Source organism: Nonomuraea sediminis (genome assembly GCF_018531495.1).
In the GTDB taxonomy this organism is placed as follows: Bacteria; Actinomycetota; Actinomycetes; order Streptosporangiales; family Streptosporangiaceae; genus Nonomuraea; species Nonomuraea sediminis.
The window spans coordinates 74,018-89,315 of sequence record NZ_JAHDTI010000017.1; the positions used below are offsets into that span (position 1 = coordinate 74,018).

A 15,298-nucleotide genomic window follows, 5' to 3' on the forward strand; every position below is an offset into this window, starting at 1 on the left:
CGTCGGGCCATGTGCGACCTGAACCCGCAGGAAAGCCGTGACATCGTCAGCGCCCTGACCGAGCTCAACGCACTTGCCGAGCAGGTGGCGACGCACGGCGCGGCCATCGAGAAGACCGCGTACATGGACCACGAGAACCTCGCCGTCGCGCTGGAGTCCCTGCGCGACCGGGCCGAGTCGGCGCGCGCATGGGTGGTGGCCAAGCCCATGCAGCACTAGAGTCCACGATTGTGAACGGTGCTCATGATTTTCTCTGGGGCGTGTCCGCCTCCGCCTTCCAGATCGAGGGGGCCGCCGACCTTCGGGAGCCCTCCGTCTGGGACGCCTTCACCGCCCGGCGGGACCGGATCAAGGACGGGTCCAACGCGTCGGTGGCCACCGACCACTACCACCGATACCGGGAGGACGTCGCGCTCATGCGTGAGCTCGGCGTGGGCGCCTACCGGTTCTCCGTGTCGTGGCCGCGGGTGCTCTCCGGTGACCTCGACTTCTACGAACGCCTGGTGGACGAGCTGCTGGCGGCCGGGATCACGCCCGTGCCCACGCTCTACCACTGGGACACACCCGTCGAGCTCGACTGGGTGGACCGCGACACCGCATTCCGCCTCGCGGACTACGCCTCCGTGGTGGGCGCCAAGCTGGCCGACCGGGTGCCGATGTGGATCACCATCAACGAGCCCGCCGAGGTGACGCTGCTCGGGTACGGCCTGGGCCAGCACGCGCCGGGCAAGCAGCTGCTCTTCGACGCGCTGCCCGTCGCGCACCACCAGCTGCTCGCCCACGGCCTGGCCGTCCAGGCGCTGCGCGCCGCCGGGGCCGGGAACATCGGCATCGCCGTGTCGCACACGCCCGTCTGGACCGCCGGCGACACCCAGGCCGACCGCGACTCGGCCGGGCTCTACGACCTGCTGATGAACTGGCTGTTCGCCGACCCGTTGCTGCTCGGCCGCTACCCCGAGGGGTTCGAGCAGGGCGAGCCGGGCGACATGGAGATCATCTCCTCGCCGCTGGACTGGTACGGCATCAACTACTACAGCCCCACCCTGGTCGGCGCGCCCGGCGACGGCGTGGAGTCCTTCTCCGGCTTCGACCTGCCCGCCGACCTGCCCTTCGGCATTCGCGAGATCGAGGGCTACCCGCTGACGGGCTTCGGCTGGCCGGTCGTGCCCGACGGACTCCACGAGATGATCACCCAGCTCCGCGACCGGTACGGCGAGCACCTGCCACCCATCTACGTCACGGAGAACGGGTGCGCCTACCCCGACGCCGTCGAGGACTCCCGGCGGATCGAGTTCCTGGACGGGCACGTCAAGGCGCTGCGCAGGGCCATGTCGGAGGGCGCTGACGTGCGCGGGTACTTCGTCTGGTCGATCATGGACAACTTCGAGTGGATCGAGGGGTACACGCAGCGGTTCGGCCTCGTCCACGTGGACTTCGACACGCTCCGCCGTACTCCCAAATCCTCATATTTCTGGTATCGCGATCTCATCAGGGGCGCCTAGATTCGAGGCATGATCGCGAGAATCTGGCGAGCCACCGCGACACCCTCGGGCGCCGGCGCCTACCAGGCGCACTTCGACGAGGCCGTCCTGCCCGCCCTGCGCGGGACGGACGGCTTCGTCCGTGCCCACCTGCTCAGGCGCGAGGCGGGACCCATCATCGAGATCCAGGTCATCACCTGGTGGGAATCCCTGGACAAGATCCGCAACTTCGCCGGCGCCGCCCTCGGCACCGCCGTCGTCGAGCCGGCCGCGCGAGCCGCCCTGACGGACTACGACACCACCGTCACCCACTACGAAGTCACCACCGAGTCCTGACCATCCGGCGGCCAGGCCGCGGCGGCGCAAGAACGCCGCCCCCGCCGCGGCCAGGACCGCCGCCAGCAGGGTCGGCCCGAGCAACGGCGCAACCGGCGACGAGCCGCCGCCCAGCAGCATCGCCGGCACGTGCACGAACGGGTTTGCCGCCCACCCAGCCGCTACCCCGCAACTCCTCATTAAGGTCATGTCCGGGAGGTAGGACATGCCCATTCAGGTATCAGTCTGTGGACCACGGCAGTGCTCCAAGGAGGAGCAGCGCAACGCGCTGAGACTAGGCGAACTCCTGGCCGAACGCGGGGCTGTGGTGATCTGTGGCGGTTACTCGGGTGTCATGGAAGCGGTCGCCGCAGGCGCGCGAAACGCAGGCGGAACGGTCGTCGGAATTCTGTCTCGCGCCGACCGAGAAGGAGCCAACCCGCATCTGACGATCTCGATTCCCACAGGCGTTGGTGAAGCCCGCAACACCATCATCGTGAACTCGGGCGATGCCGTCATTGTGATTGGCGGATCTTGGGGAACGCTCTCGGAGCTTGCTTTGGCGATGCGCAAGGGCCACGCGCCTGTCGTCCAACTTGGGGGCTGGCAGCTCAACGACCAGCAAGGACAACCCGTCGCCGGCATCCGACACGCCACCAGTCCTGAACACGCGCTAGAGCTGACCGGCTTGTGGCCCTAACCCCTTGCGGTCCTGCTGCTACCGACCCGCCCGCCATCCGCACCCCCTGCAGGCCGCGCCGTACGCGCTGCGCCGCGTCCCGCCGCCGAGGTACTCGCCGACCCGGCGCTTAGCAAGGTGGCCTGACGCGGCGGGCAACCCGTCACACCCCGCGCCACGGGACGGGACGCGCCGTACGGGCCATGTGCCAAGTGCGTCCCCAGCAGGCCGCGCCGTACGCGCTGCCGCAACCCCGCCGTGGGGGTGCTGGGGAAAAGGGAGGGGCGCGCACCGGGAGAGTGGTGCGCGCCCCCGGGGAGGGTTAGCGAGGGAGCCTCGGCTGGGTCAGCGGAGGGAGAGGGCTCGGGTGATGGTGCCGAAGAGGTCGGTTTGGTCGGTTACGCCGAGGACGTTGGAGGCCTGGGGGCCCTGGGCGGCGATGCGGACCTCGGTGCCCGTGTGCTCCTGGGAGGCGCCGGGCGTGTTGGTGGCGTAGTTGATCTTCATGGGCGCGTCGTCGGCGGTGATGAGGGTGGCCGTCTGGCCGGGGCTCTGCGCCTCGAGCGGGATGATCTGGCTGGTGTGCCCGTGGTCCGCCGTCACGACGACGAGGGTGTCGCGGTGGCTGCGCGCGTAGTCGAGCGCCACCTTCACCGCGTTGTCGAACTCGACGTTCTCCCCGATCTGCCCGCACGGGTCGGCGGCGTGGTCGCGCTTGTCGATCGACGCGCCCTCGATCTGCAGGAAGAACCCGCGCCGTCCGCGTCCCTCGAGCAGGGAGATCGCCTTGGTGGCCATCTCCGACAGGTGGGGCGCGTTCGGGTCGTAGGCCGTGTTGGTCGTGCACTTGGACGGCGCCGTGCCGCCGACCTTGGCCAGCGGGCCTGTCCACTCCTGCGGCATGTTGCCGGACGCGAACAGCCCGAGCAGCTTGGTGCCAGGCTTGGCCGCGGCGAGCCCGCCCTTGTCGGTGACCACGTTGTAGCCGGCGCCCTGCGCCTGCTGGATGACGGTGCCACCGCCGGTGACGGTCTGGTCGAAGCGCTGCTTGCCGCCGCCCAGGTACACGTCGGCGCCGGTGACGATCTCCTGCTCGGCGATGGAGCCCGCGCCGCCCTTGGCCTTGTCGTTGTCCGGGCACTTGGCCATGTCGGCCGGCCCCTGACAGGTCCTGTCCACGACATGGGCAGCCAGTACGGCCGGCGTCGCGTCGGTCAGCTCGGCGGTCGTGACGTCACCGGTGCGGTACCCGGCCTGCTTGGCCAGCTCGAGCAGCGTCGGCTGCGGCTTGCCGTCGGGGGTGACGGAGATGGCGCCGTTGTAGGTCTTGTGGCCCGTCGCCCAGCCCGTACCGCTCGCGGCGGAGTCGGTGACGTAGTCGGGCTTGTTCGGGGCGTCCTTGCTCACGGCGTACGTCGTGTACGCCCCGGTGAACGGGAGCGAGTCCATGTTGAGCCGCCCGGCGGCCCCCTTGGCGTAGTTCCGGGCGATGGTGATCTCGGAATCGCCCATCCCGTCGCCGATCAGCAGGATGACGTTGCGCGCATGCCCACCGTAGAACGCCGACCTGATCTCGTCCGTCCGATCCCCGTCGGAGGCCCCCGCCAGACCCGGCACCGCCACGGCGGCCAGCAACCCCGCCGCCACCACAGTCAGCGCCTTACGACGCCCCTTGATCCCAACCACGTCGGATCTCCTCGTATCAAACTCGTACAAACCCGTAGAAGACCACCAGACCCCCATGACTCACTCCCGCCACTTCCATGAACCCCGGGTGAACACTCAGATCATGTACGCCTGCGGCTGGTCGATCCGGTCATGTGCGAGCTGGAGGAAGGGGGCCCACTACCAGCGCCCTCGCCTTCGAGACGACCTTCGGTGCGCGCCGAACCTGAAGCGCTCAAGTCGAGCACCTCAAGCAGCGGGGGTGGGTGGTGTAGCCGTTGTGACCCCGGCCGAGAAGGGCTGCCAGCTCAACGGCGAGCCCAGGACGTGCTCGACCGGGTCGTGTCAGCGACCGCGTCAGTACGGCGGCGGTCCGGCATCAGCGCGGTCGGCGATGGTGGTCGCCATGAACGGTTCGCGAGTCCGACCTCGCAGATCGAACACTGTGCGCAAGGAGATTCATGATGGGACAGAGCAACGGCGGCTTCTCCGAAGCAGGGCTGCGCAGGCTGCGTGACGTGCTGGCGGGGCATGTCGAGTCCGGGAAGATCCCCGGGCTGGTCGCCCTGGTCGGCCGGGGCGAGGAGACGCACGTCGAGGCGATCGGGACCATGCGGCATGACGGTGGCGCGCCGATGCGGCGGGACACGATCTTCCGGATGGCCTCCACGTCCAAGCCGGTCTCGATCGCGGCGGCGATGGTCCTGCTTGACGAGTGCAGGCTGCGGCTGGACGACCCGGTGGACCAGTGGCTGCCGGAACTCGCCGACCGGCAGGTGCTGAAGCGGATCGACAGCCCGCTGGACGACACCGTGCCGGCACGGCGGCCGATCACCGTGCGGGACCTGCTGACCTCCACGTTCGGGCTCGGCATGGACATGACGTCGCTGGGCACTCCGATCATGAACGCGGTCTTCGAGCAGGGGCTCACGCCCAATCTGCCCGAGCCCATGCCCGAGCCCGATGAGTGGCTGCGCCGCCTGGGCGCGCTGCCGCTGATGTACCAGCCCGGCGAGCGCTGGCAGTACCACATCAGCAACGATCTGCTCGGCGTGCTGGTGGCCAGGGTCACGGGCCAGTCGTTCGAGACGTTCCTGCGGGAACGCATCTTCGACCCGCTGGGGATGAAGGACACCGCCTTCCACGTGCCCGCCGACAAGATCGACCGGATGCCGACCCTGTACGCCCCCGACCCGCAGACCGGCGAGTTCCTCGTGTGGGACGAGGCCAAGGGCGGGCGGTGGAGCGAGTCTCCGGCCTTCCCGGGCGGCGGCGGTGGGCTGGTCTCCACCGTCGATGACTACCACGCCTACTTCCGGATGCTGCTCAATGGCGGGATGCACGGCAGCCATCGGATCCTGTCCCGGCCCGCGGTCGAGCTGATGACCACCAACCGCCTCACGCCCGAGCAGAACGCCGGCCGCAACGCCATGGCCCGCGACAACGTCCACATCTCCTTCGGCCAGGGGCAGCACGGCGGCTGGGGCTTCGGGATGGCGGTGCGCACCTACCGCGGCGACTACGCGCCCATCGGCCAGTTCGGCTGGGACGGCGGAAGCGGCACCTCGACCTACGCCGACCCGGCCAACCAGCTCACCGGCATCCTGCTCACCCAGGTCGGGGCGTCCGTTCCGAATTCGGCGCGGGTCTTCCACGACTTCTGGACCACGCTCTACCAGGCGATCGACAACTGAGCGCCCTGACGTCGCACGTGCCGCGCAAGCGCGGCACGTGCGATCCCCTCCTCGCGGCAGCGACTCCCACCCTGCGCCGCAGGGGCCCCGCTCGCATGAGTAGACCCCTACTCAGTCTTGACAAATTAATTTGTCGGCAGCATGCTGGGATCACACCTAAGAGGAGGAACGTCATGGACCGGACCACGTCGAAGGACGGCACCCCGATCGCGTTCGATCGGCTGGGCGAGGGACCCGCCGTGGTCCTGGTCGACGGCGCGCTGTGCCACCGCAAGGCCGGCCCGAACGGCGCGCTGGCCCAGGCCCTGGCGAAGAACTTCACCGTCCTCACCTACGACCGCAGGGGCCGAGGCGACAGCGGCGACACCCTCCCGTTCGCGCCCGAGCGCGAGATCGAGGACCTGGCCGCGGTGATCGACGCGGCGGGCGGCTCCGCCCGCGTCTACGGGATCTCCTCAGGTGCCGCGCTGGCACTGGACGCCGCCGAGAGCGGGCTGCCGATCACGAAGCTGGCCGTCTTCGAGCCGCCGTTCTTCGTGGACGACACCCGCCCGCCGATCCCCGCCGACTACGTCCGGCGCATGGACGAGCTGGTCGCCACCGGGCAACGCGGCAAGGCGGTCAAGTACTTCATGCGCGCCGGCGTGAACCTGCCCGCGCCCGTGGTGGCCCTGATGCCGCTCATGCCCGCCTGGTCCGGGCTCAAGGCGGTCGCGCACACGCTGCCGTACGACGTCTCCTTCGTGGCGGACCACGAGCACGGCCGGCCGTACCCCGCGGATGCCTGGGCGAACGTGGCGATCCCCGCGCTGGCCATCGACGGCGGCAAGAGCCCGGCCTGGATGCGCAGCGGTGTGCGCACGCTGGCCGAGCAGCTGCCCAACGCCGACTACGTGACGCTGCCCGGCCAGACCCACATCGTCAAGGCCGAGGCGCTGGCCCCCGTCCTCGAGCGCTTCTTCGGCTGATCAGGCCTCCGGCCCGCCGTCGTACATGATCGGGCGGACCTCGACCGGCGCGTAGCGGGCGTCAGGGATCAACGCCGCCAACTCCACCGCCCGCTCCCTGGACTCGCAGTCGACCACGTAGTAGCCGCAGACGAACTCCTCCGACGCCTGGTACGGCCCGTCGGTGCCCACCGTCCGGCCGTCGCGCACGCGGACCGTGACCGTCTGCGACGGATCGGCCAGGGCGACCGTGGTGACCATCTCGCCCGACTTGGTGATGGTCTCGATGAGCTCCTCGTGACCGCGGAAGATCTCGTCGCGCTGCTCCTCGGTCAGCGACTCGAACTGCTTGGGGTTCAGGTTCATCACCAGCATGTACTTCATCAGATGCGCTCCTTTCACCCCTGGGTCGGCGCGGGCGGCGCGTTCTCTACACGCTCGGCTCAGAAAATCACGGGAAGTTCGATCAGCCCTCCCGTGAGCGAGTCCTCGTGGTGGCGCAGCTCCTCCACGGGTACGGCCAGCCGCATGCCGGGGAAGCGCGGGATGAGCCGGGAGAAGACCACCTCCAGCTCGATCTTGGCCAGCGGCGCCCCGATGCAGTAGCGCGACCCGTGCCCGAAGGTCAGATGCCCGGCCGCCTGCCTGCCGACGTCGAAGCGGTCCGGGTCGGCGAACTCCTTCTCGTCGTGGTTGGCCGCGCCGACGGACAGCAGGACCAGCTCGCCCGCCTCGATCGCCACGCCGCCCAGCTCGAAGCGGGTCCTGGCGTAGCGGGGGATGCCGCCGCCACCGATGTTCGTGTCCGGCGCCCGCATGATCTCGTCGATGGCCCGTGGGATCAGTCCGGGGCCGGCCCGCAGCGCCTCCCACTGGTCGCGGTTGGCGAGCAGTTGCAGCGCCCCTACCCCGATCTGGACGACCGTGGTCTCGTGCCCGGCGAACAGCAGGTTCATCCCGCGCATCGCGATCTCGCCGTCGTCGGTGTCGGGGGCGTCGAGCAGCCTGGTGATCACGTCGTCGCCGGGGTCGTCGCGTTTGCGCCGCACGAGTCGCCTGCCGTACTCGTAGAGCTCGGTCAGTCCCCACAGGGACAGCTCGTTGTCGCGGGTGTTGCCGGCCGCCTGGCTCCAGGCGCGGAACTGCTCGCGATCCTCGTACGGCACGCCGAGCAGCTCGCAGATGACCAGGATCGGCAGCGGCGTGGCGACGGCGGCCTGGAGGTCGGCGGGCGAGCCGTGCTCGGCCAGGTCGTCGAGGAGGCCGTCGGCCAGCGCCTCGACGCGGGGACGCAGGGCGCGCATGCGCTTGGGTGAGAAGTGCGGCTGGAGCTGGGCGCGCATCCTGGCGTGCTCGGCGTGCTCGGTGTCGAAGTCGCCGAGGGGGCCGCCGAACAGGGCGGAGTCGCCGATCCGCGCGGCGTTGTCCGGGTCCGGGTGTGAACGGCCCAGGCGCGGGTCGTCGAGCAGGGCGCGCACCTCTTCGTAACCGGTGACGAGCCAGGCCTCGTGGCCCACCCGGGTCCGGATCCGGTGGACGGGACCTTCGCGCTGGAGCTCGCGCAGCAGCTCGGGCGCGAGCGGCAAGTTGTTTACTCGCATATAAACAACGCTACTTGTAGACTTGAGAGTTAACAAGAGGAGCGTGGATGGAGACCGTACGGCGGATGCGCCGAGCCGAGCGGCGCGAGCAGATCCTGGGCGCCGCGACCCGCGCGTTCGCCTCGCGGGGCTATGCCGCGACCAGCCTGGACGACGTGGCCGCCGAGGCCGGGATCAGCCGGGTGATCCTCTACCGGCACTTCGAGTCCAAGAACGAGCTCTACCGCGCGATCCTCGAGCGGGCCTGCACCCTTCTGGCCGAACGGGTGGGCTCGGCGGGCTACTCGGACCGGACGATCCCCGCACTGGTGCGGGCGGCCGGGGAGGATCCCGACGGGTTCCGGCTGCTGTTCAGGTACGCGGCGCGCGAGCCGGAGTTCCGCGACTTCGTCGACGTGTTCACCACCGAGTCGATCGAGATCGCCCGGCGCAATCTGGCCGCGCGGATCCCCGATCCGGCCTGGCTGGGCTGGGCCGCCCAGCTCACCTTCGCGGCGACGATCGAGGGGGTCATCGCCTGGCTCGACAACGGCATGCCTGATCCCGAGACGGCGGCCGAGCGGATCTCCATGGCGCTGCGCGGCGTGATCGAGGCGGCTTCTCACTCTCAGGAGTGAGGCGAACTTCAGTCGCGGCGGCGATCACGGCGCGGGGTGCCAAACACGACGATGAGTGCGTTGCCACTGCTCAAGGAGACCACTCATGAAAAGCCGCGCCGCCTTCGTCGTCGCTCCCCTGCTCGTGCTCGCCTATGGCCTGATCCGGATCGTGGACGGGTTCGACGGAAGCCGGGGGCCGGGGATCGCCTGGACCACCGGGCACCTGGCCTTCCTCGGCGCACTCGCGCTCTTTGTCCCGATATTTCTGGAGATGCGGAGGATGCTGGGGCGGACCTGGCCCGCCACGCTCAGCGTCGTCGTCGGTGTCGTGGGGATCGCCTGCGCCGGCGCGCAGTTCGCGATCGACATCGTGATCGGGTTCATGGCATCCTCGCACGAGGCGATGAGCCCGCTGTTCGACCAGGTCAGGGCCGTGCCCGGGGTGTCGCTCGCGGTCTACGACGCCGGGCCCTTCCTGTTCTACGCCGCGCAGCTCGCGCTGGTCGTGCAGCTGGCAGTCGCGCGGCAGGTCAAGTGGTGGACGCCGGTGCTGGTGATGCTGGACTTCGCGGTGCCGACGGTCAACAAGGACCTGATCCCCCTCGGTGCGCTGTGCCTGCTGGTCTCCTTCCTGCCGATGATCCGCCGCACGGACTCCGGGGCGCGTCACGCGCTCGCCCATGCGTGAGGAAAGATGGGGGCTTATGTCCGATCTGCCTGTTGTTGAGGGAGCGCGTCGGTGGGTCCGGGCGCTCCCTCCGCTCTGGGTGGACGGGGCGCTGGCCGTACTGGTGCTCGTGGCGCAGATGTGGCCGTTCCTGTCGCAGGAGGACGACCAGGGCTTGCCGTGGAGCCGGCTGGGGTACGTCGTCGTGGTCGTCGCGTCGGTACCGGTGGCGTGGCGGCGGCGGGCGCCGATCATCGCCATGCTGGTCTCGCTGACCGCCATCTCCTTCTATGACGTGACCGGGCCCGTGCCCTCGCAGCCCGTGTGGTACTCCAGCCTGATCGGGCTCTACACAGTCGCCGTCTACAGCAGGCGGTGGTTGGGGCTCGTCGTCGTGGTGGTGGCCATCGGGGGCATGCTGCTCCTGGTGGGCTCCTCGGCCACGGCGATCCGCGGCCTGCTCGGCGCCGTCGCCGCCTACGCCATCGGACGCGCCGCCGCCACCTCCCGGGCCTACGCCGCCACGCTCGCGGAACGCGCCGACCACCTCGACCTCGCGCGGCGCCTCGAAGCGGAACGGGCCGACCACCTCGACCGCGCCCGCAGGCTCGAGGCCGAGCGCGCAGAGAGGCTGGAACGCGAGCGGGAGGTCGAGGCCGAGCGGGCGGCCGAGCGGGAGCGGGCCAGGATCGCCAGGGACATGCACGACATCCTCGCCCACGCCGTCAGCCTCATGGTCGTCCAGGCCGAGGCGGGACCCGTGGTCGTCCGCAGCGATCCCGACCGCGCCGAGGCCGCCTTCGACGCCATCGCCGCCGCGGGCCGCGACGCGATGGAGCAGTTGCGCCGCATGCTGGGCGTGCTCAAGGAGAAGGGCGAACAGCCGAGGGCTCCCCAGCCGACCATCGACGACCTGCCCGCCCTGATCGCCGGAACGGGACTCGAGGTGGACTACGCCGTCTCGGGCACCCCGGGGACGCTGCCCCCCGACACCGCGGTGGCCGCCTACCGGGTGACGCAGGAGGCGCTCACCAACATCGTCAAGCACTCCGGCGCCGACCGCGCCGAGATCGCGCTCACCTGGGAGGACGACACCCTGATGATCGACATCACCGACGAGGGCCAGGGCACGGGCCGCGCCCTGCCCTCCGGCGGCAACGGCCTGATCGGCATCCGCGAGCGCGCCGCCGCCTGCGGCGGCACCGCCACCGCGGGTCCCCGTGCCGACGGCCGGGGCTTCCAGGTCACCGTACGGCTGCCGCTGGCCCGGCCGTGACGGCGACGGTACGGGTGGTCGTGGCCGACGACCAGGAGCTGGTGCGCGGCGGGTTCGCGATGATCCTGGCCGCGCAGCCGGACATCGAGGTGGTGGCCGAGGCCGGCGACGGCGTCGAGGCCGTGGCCGCCGTCCGCGAGCACGATCCCGACGTGCTGCTCCTGGACATCCGGATGCCCAGGATGGACGGCATCGAGGCGGCCAGGATCGTGTGCGCGGAAACGGGCTGCAAGGTGCTCATGCTCACCACGTTCGACCACGACGACTACGTCTACGACGCGCTGCGCGCGGGGGCCAGCGGGTTCCTGCTCAAGGACGTGCGGCGGGACGACCTGGTCAACGCGGTGCGCGTGGTGGCGGCCGGCGAGGCGCTGCTGGCGCCCGCGGTCACCCGCCGGCTGATCTCGGAGTTCGCCGCCAGGCCGACGCCCAGGCCCACGCGGGAGCTGGCCGTACTGACGGCCAGGGAGCGCGAGACGCTGCAGCTCATCGCCCGCGGCCTGTCCAACGCGGAGATCGCGGAAACCCTGGTGGTGACAGAGCACACGGTCAAGACCCACGTCAGCAACCTGCTCACCAAGCTCGGCCTGCGCGATCGGGTGCAAGCAGTGATCCTGGCATACGAGTCAGGTGTCACCATTCCGGGTAGTGACTAATTCACCGATCGGTGGATAGAGGGGCTCGGCAGGTGATGCAATGGTCGAGCCCAACCATTCGAGGAGCATCGCTTGAAGGACAACCTCGACCTCGCCGCGAGCGCCCAGCAGCTGGCCGACGACGCGCCCGCAGGGTCACTGGACCGTGCCGCGGCCGCGTCCGTGGCGATCACCCTGGCCACGACGCGTGACGTCGACCAGGCCAGGCAGCAGCTCAGCGGCGTCTCGCCCGACGACGTACGGCAAGCGGCCCTCGACCTGTTCGAGCGCCTGGCCGCCGGCTAGAGCCCGCGCTCGTACTCGACCTGAGGCATCAGGTTCCCATCGCCGAAGTCCCAGCCGCGGGTCCGACCCGACTCGGCGAACCCGCACTTGGCGTAGAAGCGGCGTGACTGCGCCGTGTCCCGCAACGTCCACAGATGGACGTGCCGGTATCCGTCCTCCCTCAACCGGTCGATCGCGGCCGCCATGAGGAACGCCGTGACACCGGTGCCCCATCCGTCGGGGTGGGCGAAGCAGGAGTGGATCTCGGCCGATCCGGGACGGGTGGGCGACTCACCGATGAAGGCGAAGGCCAGCGGCCGCCCGCCGAGCGCGCCCAGCAGAACGGCGCCCTTCCGCTCGGCCAGCACCGCGGGCCACTTCGTGCGGCGGTGCCGCACGGCCTGGGCGAAGAATTCCGGCGCGAAGAAGGGGCCGTAGGCGGCCAGCCACGAGGAGGCGTGGATCTCGCCGATCGTGTCGGCATCCGCGGCCGAAGCCTGGAACGTCGTGAAATCCATGGAGATCACACTAGGTCTGGCGGATGGCGAGGACGGTGGTGAGGGCGAGGAGGATCATCGCCGCCAGCAGAGCCGCCCATACGGCCACGTGCAGGTGGAGGGCGGCGCCGGCGAAGGCGCCGAGGAACATGGCGACGATCGACACCAGGCGGCGCCTGCTCGGCGGGCCCGGCGGGTCGGCCGCCAGGCCGGTCAGCGTGGTGGTGATGACGTTGGTGGCCAGGTCGGGGACCGCCAGGGCGCGGACCGTGCCCATCTGCAGGCCCATGCCGAACCCCAGCAGCGCGATCAGCACCATCCTCGGCGCCGGGTGCTGGTGACCGAACGTCAGCGTCACGACGAGCGCGGCGCCCACGAGCAGGGTCTGCGTGCCGACCGCGACCTCGAACACGCGGACCCGGCGGCCGCTGGGTGCGGGCAGGTTGCGGGTGAGGCGGCCCGCCGCCCAGGCGCCCACGGCGAAGGCCGCGATGGCCAGCAGGGACGCCCACGCGTCCGAGGTCCGGTAACCGGCCAGGGTGAAGCCGAGGAAGACCACGTTGCCGGTCATGTTCGCCACGAAGACCCGGCCGAGCCCGAGAAAGCTGACCGCGTCGACCATCCCGGTGACCACGGTCAGCATGACCAGCAGGTGGCCGTGCCGCTCGGGCAGGTCGGGGAAGAGCCAGCGCCGCATCAGCCAAGCGGGATGCGCAGCGACACCGCGCCCCGCAGGTCGAGCCAGGCGGCGTCGGGCCCGCGGACCAGCCGCAGCACGACCTCCTCGCACCCGGGGCAGCGCGCGACCAGGCCGGGGTCGGGGCCGTACACGCGCAGGGAGGCGACGGGCCCCGCCAGGCCGCACGAGGCGCACTGGCCGATCGCGGCGGAGACGTCGACGGCGAAGATCTCGGCCAGCGGGCCTGCCAGGGCGTTGCCGTCCAGGTAGTCGGTCATGTCAGTCTCCCGTCGGGCCGAAGCGTTCTGTTCTGATGCGGGCGGGATCGTGGCCCAGCTCCTGGAGCAGGTCGGCGGCCGCCTCGACGAACCCGGTCGGGCCGCACACGAAGCAGTCGGCCTCCCGGTAGGGGCCCAGGTCGCCGGTGGTGAGGCGGCCTGCCGTACGGGGCCAGCCGTCGGGGGTGGCCCGGGTGTAGGCGAGCGTCACGTCCAGCCCGAGGCCGGGGTCGCGCAGTTCGTCGGCGTAGTAGAGCTGCCCGGGGTCGCGCAGGGAGTAGACCAGGCGGAACGGGGTGGCGGCGCCGGCCGTACGGCGTTGCCTGATCATGGCCATCAGCGGCACGATGCCCGCGCCGCCCGCGACCAGCAGCACCGGCGCGGGACTGGCGGGCCGCCAGACGAACCAGCCGCCGACGGGGCCGCGCAGCTCGAGCGCGTCGCCGGGCTCCATGACCTCGGTCAGGTACGGCGAGACCTCGCCGTCGGCCACGCGCTGCACGGTCAGCTCGATGCGGTCGCCGTCGGCGGGCGCGGCCAGGGAGTAGCTGCGGCGCGCCTGGTAGCCGTCCTCGGCGGTCAGCCGCACGTCCAGATGCTGTCCGGCCAGGTGTCCCGGCCAGCCTAGGGCCTCCAGGACCAGCGTGCGGGCGGTGGCGGTCTCGTCGCGCACCTTGACCAGGCGCGCTTCCCGCCAGGTGAGGCGGGCCATCAGTCGCCCTCGTAACGCTGCTCGCGCCACGGGTCGCCGTAGTTGTGGTAGCCGGCGGTCTCCCAGAAGCCCGGCCAGTCCTGGTCCATCAGCCGGATCCCGCGCACCCACTTGGCCGACTTCCAGAAGTACAGGTGCGGCACCAGCAGCCGGGCGGGCCCGCCGTGCTGCGGCGCCAGTTCCTCGCCGTCGTAGCGGTAGACGATCCAGGCCTTGCCGTCCAGCAGGTCCTCCACGGGCAGGTTCGTGGTGTAGCCGCCGTAGGAGTGGATGAGCGCGAATTCGGCGGCGCTGTCGACGTTCTCGAAGAGCACGTCCAGCGAGATGCCCTGCCAGCTCGTGTCCAGCTTCGACCAGGTGGTCACGCAGTGGATGTCCACCGTCGGCGTCTCGTACGGCAGAGCCGTGAACTCCTGCCAGTTCCACCGGTGCACCTGGTCCGCCTCGGTGTCGATGGTGAACTCCCACCGGTCGAGCGGCACGTGCGGCGTGGGTCCGGCCGACAGGACAGGGAAGTCCTCGGTCAGGTACTGGCCGGGTGGTAGCCGGTCGTCACTTCGCTGCTTGCCGCGAAATCCGCGGGAGATGATCTCCATGTACGCCTCCAGACATAAGCCGATTGTGCATGGCCGGAATCAGCAAACACGGACAGGCGCGCGCGGGGCATCGCGTGAATACGCCAAATCAGCCGCGCAGGTGGTCGACCAGCCGCTCGATCTGCGTGGCGAAACGCTCGGCGAACTCGGGCGAGGCGGGGTCCTGGTCGAAGACCGCGCGCACGAGCTGCGGGAAGGCGATTCCGGCCGCGGCCGCCGCGAACAGCACCACGAGCAGCGCGGCCGGGTCGAGGTCGGCGGGGAACTCGCCGGCTTCCTGCCGCTTGCGCAGCTCCTCGACGTTGCGCCGCATCTCCTGGGTGAAGCGCGGGTCGGGCTCGGCCTCTGACAACCCCTCCCAGAGCATGAGCTTGCCGAAGTCGCGGTAGGCGGAGCTGGCGCGCACGTATCCGGCGGCCAGCTTGCCCAGCGAGGTGGACCGGTCGGCGAACACGCTCTCCTCGCTCTGCCACTGGCTGGTCAGCGCGCGGTAGAGGCCTTCCTTGCCACCGAAGTAGTAGGAGATCAGCTGCTTGTTCACGCCCGCGCGATCGGCGATCTCGCTGACACGGGCGCCGGCGAACCCCTTGGCCGCGAACTCCGTCACGGCGGCCTGCAGGATCCGGGCCTTGGTGCGTTCGGGGTCCCGTTGCTTCTCCTCCGGTGCTCGTCTCATACCGCCCACACTATCA

20 protein-coding genes are annotated in these 15,298 nt (G+C 70.3%); 11 read left to right on the forward strand and 9 right to left on the reverse strand.

The genetic code is table 11. The features are described from left to right. Positions 1-9: 9 nt before the first annotated feature. The 4 genes from KIK09_RS48520 to KIK09_RS48535 all read left to right on the forward strand — a co-directional run bounded on the left by KIK09_RS48520 (position 10) and on the right by KIK09_RS48535 (position 2,496). Positions 10-219: a hypothetical protein gene (locus KIK09_RS48520; RefSeq protein WP_214326363.1), complete on the forward strand. Its 210-nt coding sequence runs from the start codon at positions 10-12 to the stop codon at positions 217-219. Next, positions 189-1,502: a GH1 family beta-glucosidase gene (locus KIK09_RS48525; protein ID WP_214326364.1), complete on the forward strand. Its 1,314-nt coding sequence runs from the start codon at positions 189-191 to the stop codon at positions 1,500-1,502. Before KIK09_RS48520 ends, KIK09_RS48525 begins: the two co-directional genes overlap by 31 nt. A 9-nt stretch (positions 1,503-1,511) precedes the next feature. Beyond that, the gene (locus KIK09_RS48530; RefSeq protein WP_214326365.1) at positions 1,512-1,817 is read left to right on the forward strand and encodes an antibiotic biosynthesis monooxygenase family protein; all 306 of its coding nucleotides are present in this window, start codon (positions 1,512-1,514) and stop codon (positions 1,815-1,817) included. A gap of 205 nt (positions 1,818-2,022) precedes the next feature. Next, a complete protein-coding gene (locus KIK09_RS48535) occupies positions 2,023-2,496 on the forward strand; it encodes a TIGR00725 family protein (RefSeq protein WP_214326366.1) in 474 nt (157 codons plus the stop codon). 324 nt (positions 2,497-2,820) lie between these two features. Here KIK09_RS48535 and phoA read toward each other — a convergent pair whose 3' ends face one another. Further along, positions 2,821-4,161 (reverse strand): alkaline phosphatase, encoded by a 1,341-nt coding sequence (phoA, locus tag KIK09_RS48540; protein ID WP_308164747.1) that lies wholly within the window; start codon positions 4,159-4,161, stop codon positions 2,821-2,823. Positions 4,162-4,604: 443 nt separating this feature from the next. On the opposite strand from phoA, the gene KIK09_RS48545 reads away from it, so the two are divergent. Both KIK09_RS48545 and KIK09_RS48550 read left to right on the forward strand, forming a co-directional pair. Further along, the gene (locus tag KIK09_RS48545; protein WP_214326498.1) at positions 4,605-5,834 is read left to right on the forward strand and encodes a serine hydrolase domain-containing protein; all 1,230 of its coding nucleotides are present in this window, start codon (positions 4,605-4,607) and stop codon (positions 5,832-5,834) included. A gap of 173 nt (positions 5,835-6,007) precedes the next feature. Continuing rightward, entirely contained in the window at positions 6,008-6,802 is a 795-nt protein-coding gene (locus tag KIK09_RS48550; RefSeq protein ID WP_214326368.1) for an alpha/beta fold hydrolase, read from the forward strand. Here KIK09_RS48550 and KIK09_RS48555 read toward each other — a convergent pair whose 3' ends face one another. Beyond that, a complete protein-coding gene (locus KIK09_RS48555; protein ID WP_214326369.1) occupies positions 6,803-7,165 on the reverse strand; it encodes a YciI family protein in 363 nt (120 codons plus the stop codon). It abuts the gene before it with no gap. Between the two features lie 59 nt (positions 7,166-7,224). Continuing rightward, positions 7,225-8,382: a cytochrome P450 gene (locus KIK09_RS48560; protein ID WP_214326370.1), complete on the reverse strand. Its 1,158-nt coding sequence runs from the start codon at positions 8,380-8,382 to the stop codon at positions 7,225-7,227. 47 nt (positions 8,383-8,429) lie between these two features. Between KIK09_RS48560 and KIK09_RS48565 the strand changes: the two genes are divergently transcribed. The 5 genes from KIK09_RS48565 (at position 8,430) to KIK09_RS48585 (ending at position 11,865) form a co-directional block, all read left to right on the forward strand. Then, positions 8,430-8,999 carry a TetR/AcrR family transcriptional regulator gene (locus tag KIK09_RS48565; RefSeq protein ID WP_214326371.1) on the forward strand — a complete coding sequence of 190 codons (570 nt, stop codon included), beginning with the start codon at positions 8,430-8,432 and terminating at the stop codon, positions 8,997-8,999. Positions 9,000-9,084: 85 nt separating this feature from the next. Beyond that, entirely contained in the window at positions 9,085-9,669 is a 585-nt protein-coding gene (locus tag KIK09_RS48570; RefSeq protein ID WP_214326372.1) for a hypothetical protein, read from the forward strand. A gap of 16 nt (positions 9,670-9,685) precedes the next feature. Next, complete coding sequence (locus KIK09_RS48575; protein WP_214326373.1) at positions 9,686-10,924, forward strand: sensor histidine kinase; 1,239 nt, start codon at positions 9,686-9,688, stop codon at positions 10,922-10,924. Then, positions 10,921-11,580, forward strand: coding sequence for a response regulator (locus tag KIK09_RS48580; protein ID WP_214326374.1), 660 nt, complete (start codon positions 10,921-10,923; stop codon positions 11,578-11,580). The genes KIK09_RS48575 and KIK09_RS48580 overlap by 4 nt, the downstream gene beginning before the upstream one ends. Before the next feature lie 72 nt (positions 11,581-11,652). Next, positions 11,653-11,865, forward strand: coding sequence for a hypothetical protein (locus KIK09_RS48585; RefSeq protein WP_214326375.1), 213 nt, complete (start codon positions 11,653-11,655; stop codon positions 11,863-11,865). On the opposite strand, the gene KIK09_RS48590 is transcribed toward KIK09_RS48585, so the two are convergent. The 6 genes from KIK09_RS48590 to KIK09_RS48615 form a co-directional block, all read right to left on the reverse strand. Then, a complete protein-coding gene (locus KIK09_RS48590) occupies positions 11,862-12,362 on the reverse strand; it encodes a GNAT family N-acetyltransferase (protein WP_214326376.1) in 501 nt (166 codons plus the stop codon). The two genes, KIK09_RS48585 and KIK09_RS48590, sit on opposite strands and share 4 nt — an antisense overlap. A gap of 10 nt (positions 12,363-12,372) precedes the next feature. After that, positions 12,373-13,038: a YoaK family protein gene (locus KIK09_RS48595; RefSeq protein ID WP_214326377.1), complete on the reverse strand. Its 666-nt coding sequence runs from the start codon at positions 13,036-13,038 to the stop codon at positions 12,373-12,375. Beyond that, positions 13,038-13,298, reverse strand: coding sequence for a DUF6510 family protein (locus tag KIK09_RS48600; protein WP_214326378.1), 261 nt, complete (start codon positions 13,296-13,298; stop codon positions 13,038-13,040). Before KIK09_RS48600 ends, KIK09_RS48595 begins: the two co-directional genes overlap by 1 nt. A 1-nt stretch (position 13,299) precedes the next feature. After that, on the reverse strand, positions 13,300-14,010 hold the full coding sequence (locus KIK09_RS48605; RefSeq protein WP_214326379.1) for a ferredoxin reductase: 711 nt from the start codon (positions 14,008-14,010) through the stop codon (positions 13,300-13,302). Next, positions 14,010-14,606: a sulfite oxidase-like oxidoreductase gene (locus tag KIK09_RS48610; protein ID WP_214326380.1), complete on the reverse strand. Its 597-nt coding sequence runs from the start codon at positions 14,604-14,606 to the stop codon at positions 14,010-14,012. Before KIK09_RS48610 ends, KIK09_RS48605 begins: the two co-directional genes overlap by 1 nt. Positions 14,607-14,694: 88 nt before the next feature. After that, positions 14,695-15,282, reverse strand: coding sequence for a TetR/AcrR family transcriptional regulator (locus tag KIK09_RS48615; protein ID WP_214326381.1), 588 nt, complete (start codon positions 15,280-15,282; stop codon positions 14,695-14,697). Positions 15,283-15,298 lie beyond the last annotated feature (16 nt).

Bases quoted from the DNA above. Each gene is read 5' to 3' on its own strand.
- KIK09_RS48565 (WP_214326371.1), top strand. From the start codon at position 8,430: ATGGAGACCGTACGGCGGATGCGCCGAGCCGAGCGGCGCGAGCAGATC.
- KIK09_RS48590 (WP_214326376.1), bottom strand. From the start codon at position 12,362: ATGGATTTCACGACGTTCCAGGCTTCGGCCGCGGATGCCGACACGATC.
- KIK09_RS48550 (WP_214326368.1), top strand. From the start codon at position 6,008: ATGGACCGGACCACGTCGAAGGACGGCACCCCGATCGCGTTCGATCGG.
- KIK09_RS48525 (WP_214326364.1), top strand. From the start codon at position 189: ATGGGTGGTGGCCAAGCCCATGCAGCACTAGAGTCCACGATTGTGAAC.
- KIK09_RS48530 (WP_214326365.1), top strand. From the start codon at position 1,512: ATGATCGCGAGAATCTGGCGAGCCACCGCGACACCCTCGGGCGCCGGC.
- KIK09_RS48575 (WP_214326373.1), top strand. From the start codon at position 9,686: ATGTCCGATCTGCCTGTTGTTGAGGGAGCGCGTCGGTGGGTCCGGGCG.
- KIK09_RS48605 (WP_214326379.1), bottom strand. From the start codon at position 14,010: ATGGCCCGCCTCACCTGGCGGGAAGCGCGCCTGGTCAAGGTGCGCGAC.
- KIK09_RS48595 (WP_214326377.1), bottom strand. From the start codon at position 13,038: ATGCGGCGCTGGCTCTTCCCCGACCTGCCCGAGCGGCACGGCCACCTG.
- KIK09_RS48535 (WP_214326366.1), top strand. From the start codon at position 2,023: ATGCCCATTCAGGTATCAGTCTGTGGACCACGGCAGTGCTCCAAGGAG.
- KIK09_RS48560 (WP_214326370.1), bottom strand. From the start codon at position 8,382: ATGCGAGTAAACAACTTGCCGCTCGCGCCCGAGCTGCTGCGCGAGCTC.
- KIK09_RS48555 (WP_214326369.1), bottom strand. From the start codon at position 7,165: ATGAAGTACATGCTGGTGATGAACCTGAACCCCAAGCAGTTCGAGTCG.
- KIK09_RS48615 (WP_214326381.1), bottom strand. From the start codon at position 15,282: ATGAGACGAGCACCGGAGGAGAAGCAACGGGACCCCGAACGCACCAAG.
- KIK09_RS48520 (WP_214326363.1), top strand. From the start codon at position 10: ATGTGCGACCTGAACCCGCAGGAAAGCCGTGACATCGTCAGCGCCCTG.
- KIK09_RS48610 (WP_214326380.1), bottom strand. From the start codon at position 14,606: ATGGAGATCATCTCCCGCGGATTTCGCGGCAAGCAGCGAAGTGACGAC.
- KIK09_RS48570 (WP_214326372.1), top strand. From the start codon at position 9,085: ATGAAAAGCCGCGCCGCCTTCGTCGTCGCTCCCCTGCTCGTGCTCGCC.
- KIK09_RS48545 (WP_214326498.1), top strand. From the start codon at position 4,605: ATGGGACAGAGCAACGGCGGCTTCTCCGAAGCAGGGCTGCGCAGGCTG.
- KIK09_RS48600 (WP_214326378.1), bottom strand. From the start codon at position 13,298: ATGACCGACTACCTGGACGGCAACGCCCTGGCAGGCCCGCTGGCCGAG.